The organism is Streptomyces cadmiisoli (assembly GCF_003261055.1).
GTDB classification, from domain to species: Bacteria; Actinomycetota; Actinomycetes; order Streptomycetales; family Streptomycetaceae; genus Streptomyces; species Streptomyces cadmiisoli.
Window position 1 is genome coordinate 2,184,129 of the sequence record NZ_CP030073.1, and the last position, 14,272, is coordinate 2,198,400.

Genomic DNA, 14,272 nt, shown 5'->3' on the forward strand with positions numbered 1-14,272 from the left:
GCCGGTCGTTCGTCTTTTCTGAGGTCAGGCGAGGTCCTCGTACCGGACCCGGTGACAGAGCGCGGGAATCTCGCCCGAGGCGAGCCCCGGCATCACCTCGGGCAGCTCACCGAACGCGCACTCACCGGTGACCAGGGCGTCCAGGGCCGGGTCGGCGAGCAGGTCGAGGGCGAGGGCCAGCCGGTCGCCGTAGCCGCGGGTGGCGCGCCGGGCCGGGGAGACGGTGCCGACCTGGCTGCTGCGCACGACCAGCCGACGGGAGTGGAAGGCCTCCCCGAGCGGCAGGGTGACCCTGCGGTCGCCGTACCAGCTCAGCTCGACGACGGTGCCCTCGGCGGTGAGGAGTTCCAGGGAGCGGGCGAGGCCCTGCTCGGTGGCGCTGGCGTGGACGACGAGGTCGCAATCGCCGAGCGCGTCCCCGGGCAGGGCGAAGTCGACGCCGAGCGCCTCGGCGATCCCGGCCCGCCCGGGGTCCGCGTCCACCAACTGGAGCCGTACGCCGGGGAACCGGGCCAGCAGCGCGGCCACCGAGCAGCCGACCATGCCGCCGCCGACCACGGCGATCCGGTCGCCGATCAGGGGCGCCGCGTCCCAGAGCGCGTTGACGGCGGTCTCGACGGTGCCGGCGAGCACGGCGCGCGCGGCCGGCACGTTCTCCGGCAGCACGGTGACGGCCGCCGCGGGGACGACGTAGCGCGTCTGGTGCGGGTAGAGGCAGAACACGGTACGGCCGACCAGTTCCGCCGGGCCCTGCTCCACCAGACCGACGTTGAGGTAGCCGTACTTCACCGGACCGGGGAAGTCGCCCTCCTGGAACGGCGCCCGCATCGCCGTGTACTGGCTCTCGGGCACCTGGCCGCGGAAGACCAGTGTCTCCGTGCCGCGGCTGACCCCGGACCACAGGCTGCGGACCAGCACTTCGCCCTCGGCGGGGTCCGCGATCGGGACCTCCCGGATCTCGCCGCGGCCGGGTGCGCGGAGCCAGAAGGCGTGTGCGGTGCGGGACATCGGCGAGGTCCTCCTGAACGATCGGGAAGTTGTTCACGTACCGAGGGATGCACAGGCCGCGCACAGTACGCGGCGATGATCGACTCTGTCACACGGCCGGAGGGTGTTCGGTGGCCCTGAACAACACTTACGACGCGAGGCTGGTCCAGCAGGAGACCGCGGTGGGCGCGGGCGTGCAGGTCCTGCTGCTGGTCCTGCTCGGCACGGCGATCGGCATGGGACCGGCGGGCTGGCTCACCGGCCTGGCCTTCGCGATCGCCACCTGGGCGGTGCTCTCGCGGGCCCTGCACCGGTCCCGGCCGCGCTCCTTCGGCGCGGCGAACAGGGTCACCCTGGGCCGCGCGATACTCGTCGGCGGAGTGACCGCGCTGGTCGCCGACTCCTTCCAGAGCTCGCCGCCCGTCACCCTGTTCGTCGGACTGACGGCGGTGGCGCTCATCCTGGACGGCGTGGACGGCAAGGTGGCCCGGCGCACCGGCACGTCGTCGGCGCTCGGGGCGCGCTTCGACATGGAGGTCGACGCGTTCCTGATCCTGGTGCTGAGTGTGTACGTGTCGATGTCGCTGGGCCCGTGGGTGCTGCTGATCGGCGGGATGCGGTACGTCTTCGTCGCCGCCGCGCGGTTCCGGCCGTGGCTGAACGCGCCGCTGCCGCCGAGCACCGCCCGCAAGACGGTGGCCGCGGTGCAGGGGGTGTTCCTGCTGGTGGCGGGCGCGGACCTGCTCCCCCTGTGGGCGAACGCCGCGGTGGTCGCACTGGCGCTGGGCACACTGGTGTGGTCGTTCGGCCGGGATGTGCTGTGGCTGTGGCGGACGTCGCGGGACGGCCGGACGGCCGCGGCGACGTCCGAAGGGGCCTCGGCGGTATTGCCCGAGAGGGCTCCGAAGGCGGCTTCCGGGACGGCTCGCGAGGCGGCGGAGGACGTGCGCGCCGAGAAGTCCGGGCGGACGGGGCGCGTGCTGGAGCCGGTCGCCGGGTGACGCCCGGCCTCGCCGGGGCCACGCCGACGGCTTGAACGGCCTTCGTCTGAGCGCGACCTCAAGTGGGCAGACAGAGCGCAACAGGCCTGAGCTGACCGCCTCTAAAGTTCTGGCCACGGCTCACCCGTGCCCGCGACAGCGCGCAACGTCCCGATGAGGAGTCCCCGACATGGCCGACAGCACCGACAGACCGGAGACGGCGCCCCCACCGCCCCCGTTCCCTCCCGCGCCTCCTGCTGCTCACTGGCCGTACCCGCCCGCACCTCCTCGGCGGCGCGGCAGAGGCCTGCTCATAGCCGCCGCCGTCGTCGCCGCGCTTCTCGCCGGCGGCGGTGCGACCTGGTGGGTGCTGGCCGGCAAGGACGACGCCGACGCGAACGCCATGGACCACGTCGACGTCTCGGGCGGCAAACTCGTCGTGGACGACAGCGACTCCGGGCTCGGCGAGTACTGCGACGACACCGACGACTTCACGTACAACGACTGCGACACGGACACCGACGAGACCTTCGAGTTCGTGTACAAGATCACGAACAAGGGGGACGCCCCCGCCAACTACTCGGTCGTCGTCAACGCCTTCGACAAGGACGGCGACTTCGTCGCGCAGACCTTCATCGGGGTGACCCATCTGGAGCCCGGCAAGACGGACTCGGACAAGGGCGAGTTCAACGAGTACAGCACCCTCGAGGACGACCGTGACCTGTCCGACATCGAGACGGTGAAGACGGCGTACGTCGAACGCGTGGCTCTGGCCAACTGACGCAAGCGGAACGGGGCCCGGTGCGTGCGTCGCACCGGGCCCCGTTCGTCGCGCCTCGGCGGGTTCAGCGCGGAGCGGCGATCCGCAGGAAGCCGGTCCAGGCTTCGGGGCCGAACGCGAGCGTGGCCGCTTCGGGCTGCTTCGAATCCCTGACGAGGACGGCATCGGAGGCTGCGGCGACCTCGACGCACTCACCACCGTTGCCCGTGCTGTAGCTGCTCTTGATCCAAGCGGCCTCGGGCACAGCCGCCTTGCTGTGCTGCACGCTCATGTGTCTCCCATCAGATGCTCGATGAACGCCACTGACTCGCTCGGTGTCAGCGCCTGTGAGCGGAGGATGCCATAGCGCGCTTCAAGCGTGCGCACGTACGCAGCGTCGGTGTAGATGCGGCTGTGATTCTGTACTTCCGCGTACGCAAGGCGCTGCCCCTTGTTGGTGTCGATCAACGAGAAGGGGCCGCCCAATGCGGCGTTGTCCTCCCGGTCGATCGGCATGACCTGCACCTCCACGTTCCTAGACTGGCCGGTCACAAGGATTTGTTCCAGCGTCTCGCGCACAACTTTCGGACCACCGATCGGCCTGCGCAGCACTGCCTCCTCGATCACGAAGCTCAGCAAGGGAGCAGGCCGTCGGCACAAGATCTCCTGCCGCACCATGCGGGCCTCGAGCCGCTGCTCGATCACGTCGTCCTCCAGCAACGGCCGCTGCATATGGAAGACGGCACGCGCGTAGGCCTCTGTTTGCAGCAGACCGGGCACGGCGTACACCGCATATACGTTCAGCGCCGTGGCTCCCGCCTCCAGGCGAGCCATGTCCCGGAAGAACGCCGGATACTGAGCCCGCCCCACCTCCTCCTTGAGCGCCGTGAGGACCCCGCCGGCACGCAGCACCTCGTCCGCCTTCTCGATGAACCGGGCCTGGGGGATCCGTCTCCCCTGCTCGATGGACGCCACCGTGTCCGCCGAGTAGCCGAGCCGCTTGCCGAACTCGGCCCGTTCCAGTCCCGCCCGCGTCCGCAGCAGCTTCAACTGCCGCCCGAACGCGGTCACCACGCCCGTCCCGGGCTCGTCCTCCGGCCGCTGCTGCCGCCGCTCCGGCTCCTCGTCACCCACCACGGTCACCGCCTCGCCGCCTCCCCGCGTACCACCGCGTACAGTGCCCGCGCCCGCCCCGTACGAGGGGCCGACGTCAGCGCGTCACCACTGGTCACGCTATGCCACAGGACACCACCCTGAGTGCATGACCGCAGCACAATCACCCCTCACACTGCGCAGGTTCGCGATGCGCTTCAGCTCCACCCCGCGCGGCGCCCGCCTCGCCAGACGGCTGTGCGGGCACCGGCTCGACGCCTGGGGAGTCCCGTACGGCGGTGACACACACGGGGCCATCACCCTCGTCGTGTCGGAACTGTGCGCCAACGCCGTACGGCACGGGCACGTCGCCGGCCGCGACTTCCACCTGCTCCTCGTCGCCGACCCGGCCGCATGCACGGTCCGGATCGAAGTCGGTGACGCCCGCGGGGAACACGTCCCCCGCATCCCCGTCACCGCACAGGGGGACGGCGACGGCGGGCGCGGGCTGCTGCTCGTCGAGGCGCTGGCCGACCGCTGGGGCTGCTCGCCCCGGGAAGGAGGCGGACCGGGCAAGACCGTCTGGGCGGAGTGCGCCGCTCCCGGCCTCATCTGATCGCGGCATGCCGAGCCGTACGGCCGTGGTGGACGCGGACTCCCGCGTCCGCGCCCACCACGGGTTCCCCCGGAGAGCCGCCTACGCGGCCTTGCTCGCCCGGCCCTGGTGGTCGCGGACGATCTCCGCGTACCGGTGGCCGGAGCCCTTGATGGTGCGGACCTGGGTGGCGTAGTCGACGTGGACGAGGCCGAACCGCTTGTCGTAGCCGTACGCCCACTCGAAGTTGTCCAGCAGCGACCAGGCGAAGTAGCCCGCGAGCGGGGCCCCCTTGCGGGCCGCCGAGGCGCACGCCGCCAGGTGCTGCTCCAGGTAGGCGCGGCGCTCGGGGTCGTCGATCGTCCCGTCGGGGCGGACCACGTCCGGGAAGGAGGAGCCGTTCTCCGTGACGTACAGCCGGCGCGGGCCGTACTCCGAGGTCAGGCGCAGCAGCAGTTCCTCGATGCCGCTCGCGTCGATCTCCCAGTCCATGCCGGTGCGCGGCACGCCGTCGCGGCGGACGGTGCGGACGAACGGGGCCGGGGCGGAGGGATCGTCGGCGACGGTCTGCGGGAAGTAGTAGTTCAGGCCCAGCCAGTCCAGCCGGGCTCCGATGACGTGGGCGTCGCCCGGCTGCTCGGGGAGGTCGACGCGGTACACCTCGCGCATGTCCTGCGGGAAGCCCCGGCCGTGCACGGGGTCCAGCCACCAGCGGTTGGTGTGGCCGTCCATGCGGCGGGCCGCGGCCAGGTCCTCCGGCCGGTCGGTCGCGGCGTGGATCGTGGAGAGGTTGTTGACGATGCCGACCTGGGCGTGCGGCGCCGCGGCCTTGATCGCCTGCATCCCCAGGCCGTGGGCCAGGAGCAGATGGTAGGAGGCCCGGACCGCCGCCGTCAGGTCCGTCCAGCCGGGGGCCATCGTGCCTTCGAGGTGGCCGATCCAGGCCGAGCACAGGGGTTCGTTGAGCGTCGTCCAGTGCGTCACGCGGTCGCCGAGGCGCTCGGCCACCACGGCGGCGTACGCCGCGAAGTGCTCGGCCGTCTCCCGCTCCGGCCAGCCGCCGCGGTCCTGGAGCGCCTGCGGCAGGTCCCAGTGGTAGAGCGTGACCGACGGGGTGATGTCCGCTTCCAGCAGGGCGTCGACCAGTTCGTCGTAGAAGGCCAGGCCCTTGGCGTTGACCGCGCCGTCGCCGCCGGGGACGACGCGCGGCCAGGCGACGGACAGCCGGTAGGCGTTGGTGCCCAGGCGCCGCATCAGGGAGACGTCCTCACGCCAGCGGTGGTAGTGGTCGCAGGCGATGTCGCCGTTGTCGCCGTTCGCGATCCTGCCGGGGGTGTGCGAGAAGGTGTCCCAGATCGACGGCGAGCGGCCGTCCTCCGCCACGGCTCCCTCGATCTGGTAGGCCGCGGTGGCCGTGCCCCACAGAAAGTCGTGCGGGAGTGCGGCGAGGTCGATGGTCACGGAAGTCCCTTCGGATACGGATGCGTTGGTCACTTGACGGCTCCGGCCGTCAGACCGGCGACGAGGTAGCGCTGGAGCAGCAGGAAGCCCGCGACCACGGGGACGCTCACCACGAGCGAGGCGGCCATGATCTGGTTCCAGTACACGTCGTTGAGCGTGGAGTAGCCCTGGAGGCCGACCGCCAGGGTGCGGGTGGTCTCGTTGGTCATCACCGACGCGAACAGCACCTCGCCCCAGGCGGTCATGAACGCGTAGACGGCGACCGCGACGATGCCGGGGATCGCGGCCGGCACGACGACCTGGAACAGGGCGCGCAGCGGGCCGCAGCCGTCCACCAGCGCCGCCTCGTCCAGGTCGCGCGGCACCGAGTCGAAGTAGCCGATCAGCATCCAGATCGAGAACGGCAGGGAGAACGTGAGATAGGTGAGGATCAGGCCGCCCCGGGAGCCGAACAGGGCGATTCCGGTGGCGTTGCCGATGTTGACGTAGATGAGGAACAGGGGCAGCAGGAAGAGGATGCCGGGGAACATCTGCGTCGACAGCACGGTGACCGAGAAGACCCGCTTGCCGGGGAAGTCGTAGCGGCTGACCGCGTAGGCGGAGAAGACCGCGATCACCACCGAGCAGACCGTGGCCGCGCCGGCCACGATCAGGGAGTTCACGAAGTACTTCGCGAGCGGGACCGTCGACCAGATGTCGATGTACGGCCGGATCGTCAGCTCGCTGGGCAGCCAGCGGAACTTGCCGGTGACGTCCTGGAGCGGCTTCAGGGAGCTGGAGACCATCACGTACACCGGCAGCAGGACGAAACCGGTGAGCAGGGTCAGGAAGATCCGGCGGGTCCACAGGAAGGAGCGGGGGGCCGCCATCGGGGACCTATGCATGGGTGGACCTCCGGCCGCGCGACGTCAGCAGCAGGTACACGCCCGTCACCACGAGCAGGAACAGCAGCAGCAGTACCGACATGGCGGAGCCGGTGCCGAAGTTCCAGGTGACGAACGACGACTGGTAGATGTGGATGGAGATGAGGTCGGCCGCCGCCGGGGCCGCCTTGCCGAACAGGACGTACGGCGTGTTGAAGTCGTTGAAGGTCCACAGGAAGAGGACCAGGATCAGCACCTGGTTGACCGGGCGCAGCGACGGCAGGGTGATCCGGCGGATCTGCTGCCAGACGCCGGCGCCGTCCAGGGCCGCCGCCTCGTACAGGTCCTTGGGGATGTTCTGGAGGCCGGCCATGACGATCAGGAAGGCGAACGGCCAGCCCTTCCACACGGAGACGACGAGCAGGGCGACGAAGCTGTTGTCACCGATGAGCCAGAAGGAGGGCTTGTCGGTCAGGCCGAGCTGGTCGTGCAGGACGTGGTTCACCAGGCCGTTGTCGTGCTGGAACATGAACGCCCAGGTGATGACGGCGGCGTAGACCGGCAGCGCGTACGGGACCAGGAACAGCGCGCGCAGCAGGCCCCGGCCGCGGAAGGCGTCCTGCATGCAGATCGCGGCGGCGGTGCCGACGAACCAGCACAGGCCGACGGACAGCACGGTGAATCCGCAGGTGATCAGGAACGAGTCGAGCAGTGCCCGTCCGACGGGGGCGTCGAAGTCCACCGACATGCGGTAGTTGTCGATACCGGTCCACGGGGCCGTGCCCCAGTCCCGGATGTAGAACTGGGTGAGTTCCTTGAAGCTCATCACGATGCCGATGACCATCGGCACGAGATGGACGAGGAGTTCCAGGGCCAGGGCGGGCAGGAGCAGCAGGTAGGGCAGGCCGATCCGGCGGATCCGCCCGGTGCGGCGGCGGGGTCCGCGCGCCGCACCGGGGGAGCTCTTGCCGACCGTCCGCTCCTCGGGCCCGGCCGAGGCGGTCGTGGTGGTCATGGGGGTGTCCGTGCTCACTTCGTCGGCATCTGCTGCTGGGCCTTTTCGAGCTTCGCCTTCACCGACTCGGTGGTCACCGGCCGGCCTGCCGCGGCGTCGGCGAAGAGTTCCTTGACCGCCGTGCCGACGGCCGTCTCGAACTGGGACTCGTCGGGGACCTGGGGCAGCGCGGTGGCGCTGGCGGCGAGGGTGTCGCGCAGGACGGCGGTGGCCGCGGAGTTGAACGCCGGGTCGGACTGGGCGGCCTTGACCGGCGGGATGGAGCCGTAGGCCTTGTTGAGGATCTTCTGCTCGGCGTCGCCGGTCATGAACTTCACGAACTCGGTGGCGCCGTCGATGTTGTCGCTGTTCTTGAAGACCGCCATGTTGATGCCGGCGACCATGGAGTTGGTGCTGGCCCCGGTACCGGGCGCACCGGACTGGACGGGGGCGGGCGCGACACCCCAGTCGTCCTCCTTCATGCCCATCGACGCGAAGGTGGCCGAGGCGGTCTGCCAGAGCACCATCGCCGTCTTGCCCTTGGCGAAGTCGCTCAGCGACTGGTTCTGCGCGTACTCGGCGTTGCCCGGCGCGATGATCTTGTCCTTGGCCATCATGTCGACGTACTGCTTGACGGCCGCGACCGCCCCGTCGGACGTGAAGTCGGGCTTGCCGTCGGCGGTGAAGAAGTCGGCGTCGTGCTGCTTGCCGAGGACGAAGACCTGGTGGATGTTGTTCGACAGGTTCGAACCCTCGGCGCCGAGGCCCCACTTGCCGTCCTTGGCGATCTTCCGGCCGGTCTCGACCAGCTCGTCCCAGGTGGCCGGCGGCTCCGTGATGCCCGCGTCGGCGAACATCTTCTTGTTGTAGTAGAGCGCGTACGCCATCGAGTACAGCGGCACGGCGGCCGGGTCCTGGCCCTGGACGCCGGTCGAGCCGAGCGCGGACTCCACGAAACGGTCCTTGCCGCCGATCTTGCCCAGGTTCTTCTCGTCCCAGGGCAGCAGGGCGCCGGTCGCCTGGAGGGAGGCGCTCCAGGTGTTGCCGATGTTGAGCACGTCCGGCCCCTGGCCGGAGGTGGTGGCGGTGAGGATCCGGTTGAGCAGGTCGGACCAGGGCACGACCTCCAGCTCCACCTTGATGCCGGTCTCCTTCTCGAACTTGTCGAGCTCGGGCTGGAGGACCTTCTTGTCGACCTCGACGCTGGCGCCCTGGTTGGAGGCCCAGTAGGTCAGCGTCTTGGGCGAGTCGTTGGACCCGCCGCCCGAGGCGGAACCGCCTCCGCAGGCCGAGGCGGTGAGAGCGAGAGACAGGGTGACGGCGCCTACGGCCGCGGCTCGGATGCTGCGCATGGCTCCTGGTGTCCCTTCCGGGAGTCGAGAAGTCCGAGGACGGTCCGAAGGCGCGCGACGCCCGTTCGCGTTCACACCCCGAAAGCCCTCATGGCTTAATTTAGGACGTGAGTTAAACCTCAAGAGAAAGACCCGTCAAGATGTGCGGCACAGTCTCTTGGCGGGTGCGCCGGCTCGCGCGGCGACCGGACGACCGCGGTCGCCGGACGCACCGGCCATGACCTGGGGCGACGGTCCTCACACGGACGAGACGGGCCGCGACGGCGTTGTGCAACGGTTGGGTATCGGCCGGGAGTCGGGCCCTGGTCGGGACACACAACCTCTGTAGTCCCGCGACCGCGCCGCCCCGCCGGGCCGCGCGGGGAGACACGGGGGTGCGGGCCGCGCGGGGCGGGCCGGCGGCCTCCCCCGCCCGGTGCCGGTGCACCGGGCGGGGTCGGGCCGCTAGCGTTCCGCCGGCGCGGGCGCGTAGCCGGTGGGGCGGGCCGTGAAGGTGCCCCGGCCCTGGGTGCGGCTGCGCAACCGGGTCGCGTAGCCGAACAGTTCGGCCAGCGGCACGGTCGCGGTGACGACCGCCGCCCCCGCCCGCACCTCGGAGCCGCCGACCCTGCCGCGCCGCGCCGCGAGATCGCCGAGCACACCGCCCACGGCGTCCTCCGGCACGGTGACCGTGACCTCGACCACCGGTTCCAGGACCGCCATCGCGCAGGCGCGCAGGGCGCCTTGCAGCGCGAACCGGCCGGCCGTGCGGAACGCCATCTCGGACGAGTCCTTCACATGCGTCGACCCGTCGGTGAGCGTGACGCGCAGCCCGGTCACCGGGTGCCCGCCGGCCGGCCCTTCGGCCAGGGCGTCCCGGCAGCCGGCCTCGACCGCCCGGACGTACTCCTGCGGCACGCGCCCGCCGGTCACCACGGAGCGGAACGCGAAGCCGCCGGCGCCGGACTCGTCCGCGAGGGGTTCCACATCGACGACGACATGCGCGAACTGCCCCGCCCCGCCGTCCTGTTTGACATGCCGGTGGACGTGCCCGGACACACCGCGGACCACCGTCTCGCGGTACGTCACGGTCGGCCGGCCGACGTTCACGTCCAGACCGTGGGCCCGGCGGATCTTCTCCACCGCCACCTCCAGGTGCAGTTCGCCCATGCCGGACAGGACCGTCTGCGCGGTCTCGGGATCGGTCCGCACGACCAGCGACGGGTCCTCCTCCACCAGCCGCGCGAGCGCCGTCGCCAGCCGGTCCGTGTCGGTGGACCGTGCGGCCTCGACGGCCACGGTGACGACCGGGTCGGCCACGCTCGGCGGTTCGAGGACGAGCGGCGCGCGGGGCGCGCACAGGGTCGAACCGGCGCGGGTCGACTTCAGCCCGACGACGGCCACGATGTCACCGGCGACGGCCCGCTCCACCTGGGCGTGCCGGTCGGCCTGCACGCGCAGGATGCGGCCGATCCGCTCACTGCGCCGCGCGCCCGCGTCCCACACGGTGTCCCCCTTCTCGATCGTCCCCGCGTACAGCCTCAGGTAGGTCAGCCGGCCCGTCGGCGTGGCGTTCACCTTGAACGCCAGTGCTGCGAGCGGAGCCTCGGGGTCGGCGGCCCGCTCCTGCTCCTGGCCGTCGTGGCTGCCGCGCACCGCCGGTACGTCCAGCGGTGACGGCAGATACGACACGACGGCGTCGAGCAGCGGTTCGATCCCGCGGTTGCGGTAGGCCGAGCCGCACAGCACGACCACGCCGTCGCCGCTGCGGGTCAGGTCGCGCAGCGCCACGGTCAGAGTCGGGGCGGACAGGGCCGAGGCGGTGCAGAACTCCTCGAACGCGTCGGGGTGGAGCTCGGCGACCGCTTCCTCCAGGAGGCGGCGACGCCGGAGTGCCTCGTCGCGCAGGTCCGGCGGCACCGGTTCGACGGCGGGGCGCTCCGCGCCGTCGGCCCACACCAGCGCCCGCATGCCCACCAGGTCCACGACGCCGGTGAAGCCGTCCTCGCTGCCGATCGGCAACTGCACGACGAGCGGTGCCGGGTGCAGCCGCTCCCGGATCGAGCGGACGGCCGTGTCGAGGTCGGCGCCCGCGCGGTCCAGCTTGTTGACGAAGGCGATCCTCGGCACGCCGTGCCGGTCCGCCTGCCGCCACACGGACTCGCTCTGCGGCTCGACCCCGGCGACGGCGTCGAACACCGCGACCGCCCCGTCGAGCACCCGCAGGGAACGCTCCACCTCGTCGGCGAAGTCGACGTGCCCGGGGGTGTCGATCAGGTTGATCCGGTGCCCGTCCCAGTCGCAGCTGACGGCGGCGGCGAAGATGGTGATGCCGCGGTCGCGTTCCTGGGAGTCGAAGTCGGTGACGGTCGTGCCGTCGTGGACCTCGCCGCGGCGGTGGGTGGTCCCGGTCGCGTAGAGGATCCGTTCCGTCACGGTGGTCTTGCCGGCGTCGACGTGGGCGAGGATGCCGAGGTTGCGGACGGTGGTCAGTCGGTGAACGAGTGCGGTTCGCACGGCGCGTGGCCTTTCGTGTGCTGCGGTGAAAGGGCGTGCGCGATTCCCGGACGGAACGGGTGGGCGTGCGCGAGGCGTCGGTGGTGCGCCTGGCTCAGTCGTTCGTCACGGGTCTCCGGTACCGGCCGCGCAGCGGGCACCGGGCGGCCGGGGACACGAGGATCACCTCGTAGCGGGAGCGGGAGGCGACGACGGCGTTGCGGTCACGCACGGCCCGGCCCCCCTCACTCGACTCGCTGATCGGAATGACGCGAGTGTAGGGAACCGGGCCGGTGCGGGGCACGGCATTTTCCGGTGTGCCCGGCCGTCCCGGTCGTGCCGGGGGCATACGGGTCAGGCCGGGGGTGCGTACGGGGTGTAGAAGTGGGCGCGGACCCGCCGCAGCCACGCGTCGGCCGCCGCCTCGTCGGGGTGCTCGGGCAGCGCGCTGGGCGTCTCGTCGAAGGCGGCTTCGACGCGGCGCAGCAGCGACAGTGCGGCGTCGGGGTCGACCGCGACCCGTTCGCCGAACCGGTGGTGCTCGTCGGGGTCGTCGACCCGGATCGTCAGGCTGCCGGTGGCGTACAGCTCGTGGCCCTGGTGGCACAGCCGCTTGAGGTGGCGGGCGTGCTTGGCCGCGCGGCGGCGTCCCTCCGGCGACGGTGCACCGCTGCGCGACCGGAGCTTTCTGAACTGCTGGCCGGCGTAGCCGAGGTAGGCGGCGCGGACCCGGGACGCGCTCAGGAACGTGGAGCGGATGCCGATCAGCTCGTCGCCGAGCGGTGTGCGCACCTCGTACAGCTCGTCGGGCAGCCAGACGAGTTCCGTGACGGTCGGGTTGCCGCCGAGGGCGAGCCGGCACCACTTGGCCGCCTCGTGCAGGGTGCGGTCGGGTGCCGTGCTGACGTGGGACTCCTGCGGGCCGCGCAGACCGTGCAGGGTCTCGGTGGGCGCGGCGAACACGCCGAGCCGGTCCACGTCCGAGCCCTCCCGGGCCAGTCCGTACGCCGTGGAGCCGACGACGCCGGACAGCAGAACGTTCGTCACGGTCACGGAGGTCCCCCGGTGTTCGGCGCGGCGCCCCGGTGACAGGAGCGATGGCGGACCGTCATGATGCCGTGCGTCCCGTGCGCCCGGCCTGCCATTTTCGGGCCAGGGGCGCCTCGGTGCGGAAGTGGCGTCCGTCACCGGCGTGCCCCGTGGGTTCGTCGAGCGTTCACCACCGGATCACACGCAGGCCTTCAGGTGCGCCGGACATCGAACTAGCGTCCTGATGCGTCACAACCGAACAAAAGAGGTTTCGATGTCCGCACGACGTATCCTCGCCTGCCTGGCCATGGTGCCGGTGCTCGCGTTCCCGACCGCAGCCCACGCGACGACCGACGACGGTCCCGCGGACCGGCACCAGAAGACGCGCTTCGACCTCCAGGCGCACCGCGGCGGGCTCGGCATGACCACCGAGAGCACCCTGCAGGGCTTCGGCAAGGCGCTGCGGCTGGGCGTCACCACCCTGGAGCTGGACACGCAGGTCACCAAGGACCACAAGGTCGTCGTGACCCACGACCGTCAGGTCAGCGCCCAGAAGTGCCGGGACACGGCGCCGGTCGTCCCGGGCGACACGATGTACCCGTACGTCGGCAAGTACATCAAGGACCTGACGCTGGCGCAGATCCGCACGATGGACTGCGGCTACCAGCAGCTGCCCGGCCACCCTGAGCAGGAGCAGATCAAGGGCGCCCGGATGGTGGAGCTCAAGGAGGTCCTGAACCTCGTCAAGAGCTACCGCGCCAAGCAGGTCACCCTCAACATCGAGACGAAGGTCGAGGCGGGGGCGCCGGAGCAGACCGCGCCGCGCGAGCTGTTCGTCCGCCGGGTGTTCGAGGAGATCCGCGCCTCGGGCATCGAGCGCCAGGTCAGCATCCAGTCCTTCGACTGGGGCGCGCTGAAGGAGATGCACCGGCTCGCCCCGAAGTGGCCGCTCGTGGCGCTGACGAACTACGACTTCCTCCAGGTCGGCAAGCCCGGCGCCTCCCCGTGGCTCGGCGGCATCGACGCCGACGACTACGACGGCGACTTCGTGAAGGCCGCCGCGACGATCCCCGGTGTGAAGGCGCTCTCGCCCAACTACGGGTTCCCGCAGAACGGCACGATCGCCGACCCGGCCTTCCGCTTCTACCCGGACCGCAAGATGATCGCCGACGCGCACGCCCGGGGCCTGAAGGTCGTCCCGTGGACCTGTGACGACCCGGCGACGGTCGCGGCGCTCATGGACATGGGTGTCGACGGCATCATCACGAACTACCCGGACCGCGTCCGGGACCTCATGGCCGACCGCGGCATGCGGCTGCCCAAGCCGTACTTCCCGCGCCACTGACGCACACACGGACAAAGCCCCCGGCCGCACCCGGCCGGGGGCTTTGTCGTGGCCTATGAAAACGACTCGTGCGGGCCGGGCTTTTCGCCCGACCCGCACGAGTCGTTGTGATGTGGTGTCCGAGGGGGGACTTGAACCCCCACGCCCGATAAAGGGCACTAGCACCTCAAGCTAGCGCGTCTGCCATTCCGCCACCCGGACAAGGTGTCCGCCGCCTTGTGCGGGGGTGTTCCCCGCGGCGACAGGACAACAATACCAAGGTTTCGGAGCGCCCTTCACCTGCGTTTTCCGCCCTCCGGGGCGGCCTCACGACCCCCACGGGCGCACATACGGAGAGCG

General features: G+C 71.0%; 13 protein-coding genes and 1 tRNA gene. 4 read left to right on the plus strand and 10 right to left on the minus strand.

The genetic code is table 11. The features are described 5' to 3' along the window. Positions 1-24 precede the first annotated feature (24 nt). Complete coding sequence (locus tag DN051_RS09070) at positions 25-1,008, minus strand: zinc-dependent alcohol dehydrogenase (RefSeq protein ID WP_112438460.1); 984 nt, start codon at positions 1,006-1,008, stop codon at positions 25-27. Positions 1,009-1,118: 110 nt separating this feature from the next. Between DN051_RS09070 and DN051_RS09075 the strand changes: the two genes are divergently transcribed. Together DN051_RS09075 and DN051_RS09080 are read left to right on the plus strand one after the other, a co-directional pair. Continuing rightward, positions 1,119-1,988 (plus strand): CDP-alcohol phosphatidyltransferase family protein, encoded by an 870-nt coding sequence (locus tag DN051_RS09075; RefSeq protein ID WP_079000913.1) that lies wholly within the window; start codon positions 1,119-1,121, stop codon positions 1,986-1,988. 169 nt (positions 1,989-2,157) lie between these two features. Then, on the plus strand, positions 2,158-2,748 hold the full coding sequence (locus DN051_RS09080) for a hypothetical protein (protein ID WP_159054057.1): 591 nt from the start codon (positions 2,158-2,160) through the stop codon (positions 2,746-2,748). A 64-nt stretch (positions 2,749-2,812) separates the two neighbouring features. Here DN051_RS09080 and DN051_RS09085 read toward each other — a convergent pair whose 3' ends face one another. Further along, positions 2,813-3,019: a DUF397 domain-containing protein gene (locus DN051_RS09085; protein ID WP_053759107.1), complete on the minus strand. Its 207-nt coding sequence runs from the start codon at positions 3,017-3,019 to the stop codon at positions 2,813-2,815. Further along, positions 3,016-3,870: a helix-turn-helix domain-containing protein gene (locus DN051_RS09090; protein ID WP_112438461.1), complete on the minus strand. Its 855-nt coding sequence runs from the start codon at positions 3,868-3,870 to the stop codon at positions 3,016-3,018. Before DN051_RS09090 ends, DN051_RS09085 begins: the two co-directional genes overlap by 4 nt. 118 nt (positions 3,871-3,988) lie before the next feature. Between DN051_RS09090 and DN051_RS09095 the strand changes: the two genes are divergently transcribed. Further along, a complete protein-coding gene (locus tag DN051_RS09095) occupies positions 3,989-4,435 on the plus strand; it encodes an ATP-binding protein (RefSeq protein ID WP_234388799.1) in 447 nt (148 codons plus the stop codon). Positions 4,436-4,516: 81 nt separating this feature from the next. Here DN051_RS09095 and DN051_RS09100 read toward each other — a convergent pair whose 3' ends face one another. From DN051_RS09100 to DN051_RS09130, 6 genes are all read right to left on the minus strand, one after another. Then, a complete protein-coding gene (locus DN051_RS09100; protein WP_112438462.1) occupies positions 4,517-5,875 on the minus strand; it encodes a GH1 family beta-glucosidase in 1,359 nt (452 codons plus the stop codon). A gap of 29 nt (positions 5,876-5,904) precedes the next feature. Then, positions 5,905-6,744, minus strand: a complete 840-nt coding sequence (locus DN051_RS09105; RefSeq protein ID WP_053759110.1) for a carbohydrate ABC transporter permease — start codon at positions 6,742-6,744, stop codon at positions 5,905-5,907. Positions 6,745-6,751: 7 nt separating this feature from the next. Continuing rightward, positions 6,752-7,753 carry a carbohydrate ABC transporter permease gene (locus DN051_RS09110; RefSeq protein ID WP_053759111.1) on the minus strand — a complete coding sequence of 334 codons (1,002 nt, stop codon included), beginning with the start codon at positions 7,751-7,753 and terminating at the stop codon, positions 6,752-6,754. A gap of 14 nt (positions 7,754-7,767) precedes the next feature. Further along, positions 7,768-9,084: an ABC transporter substrate-binding protein gene (locus tag DN051_RS09115; RefSeq protein WP_053759112.1), complete on the minus strand. Its 1,317-nt coding sequence runs from the start codon at positions 9,082-9,084 to the stop codon at positions 7,768-7,770. Between the two features lie 444 nt (positions 9,085-9,528). Continuing rightward, positions 9,529-11,580, minus strand: a complete 2,052-nt coding sequence (gene fusA, locus DN051_RS09120; protein ID WP_112438463.1) for an elongation factor G — start codon at positions 11,578-11,580, stop codon at positions 9,529-9,531. 333 nt (positions 11,581-11,913) lie between these two features. Beyond that, complete coding sequence (locus DN051_RS09130; protein ID WP_112438464.1) at positions 11,914-12,612, minus strand: nucleotidyltransferase domain-containing protein; 699 nt, start codon at positions 12,610-12,612, stop codon at positions 11,914-11,916. Between the two features lie 250 nt (positions 12,613-12,862). Here DN051_RS09130 and DN051_RS09135 point away from each other — a divergent pair, with 250 nt between their 5' ends. Beyond that, on the plus strand, positions 12,863-13,933 hold the full coding sequence (locus tag DN051_RS09135) for a glycerophosphodiester phosphodiesterase family protein (RefSeq protein ID WP_112438465.1): 1,071 nt from the start codon (positions 12,863-12,865) through the stop codon (positions 13,931-13,933). Between the two features lie 113 nt (positions 13,934-14,046). Here DN051_RS09135 and DN051_RS09140 read toward each other — a convergent pair. Then, positions 14,047-14,134, minus strand: a tRNA-Leu gene (locus DN051_RS09140). Positions 14,135-14,272 lie beyond the last annotated feature (138 nt).

Excerpts from the sequence above, each read along its gene's own strand:
- DN051_RS09070 (WP_112438460.1), bottom strand. The coding sequence starts at position 1,008 with ATGTCCCGCACCGCACACGCCTTCTGGCTCCGCGCACCCGGCCGCGGC.
- DN051_RS09080 (WP_159054057.1), top strand. The coding sequence starts at position 2,158 with ATGGCCGACAGCACCGACAGACCGGAGACGGCGCCCCCACCGCCCCCG.
- DN051_RS09085 (WP_053759107.1), bottom strand. The coding sequence starts at position 3,019 with ATGAGCGTGCAGCACAGCAAGGCGGCTGTGCCCGAGGCCGCTTGGATC.
- DN051_RS09095 (WP_234388799.1), top strand. The coding sequence starts at position 3,989 with ATGACCGCAGCACAATCACCCCTCACACTGCGCAGGTTCGCGATGCGC.
- DN051_RS09105 (WP_053759110.1), bottom strand. The coding sequence starts at position 6,744 with ATGGCGGCCCCCCGCTCCTTCCTGTGGACCCGCCGGATCTTCCTGACC.
- DN051_RS09110 (WP_053759111.1), bottom strand. The coding sequence starts at position 7,753 with ATGACCACCACGACCGCCTCGGCCGGGCCCGAGGAGCGGACGGTCGGC.
- DN051_RS09115 (WP_053759112.1), bottom strand. The coding sequence starts at position 9,084 with ATGCGCAGCATCCGAGCCGCGGCCGTAGGCGCCGTCACCCTGTCTCTC.
- DN051_RS09135 (WP_112438465.1), top strand. The coding sequence starts at position 12,863 with ATGTCCGCACGACGTATCCTCGCCTGCCTGGCCATGGTGCCGGTGCTC.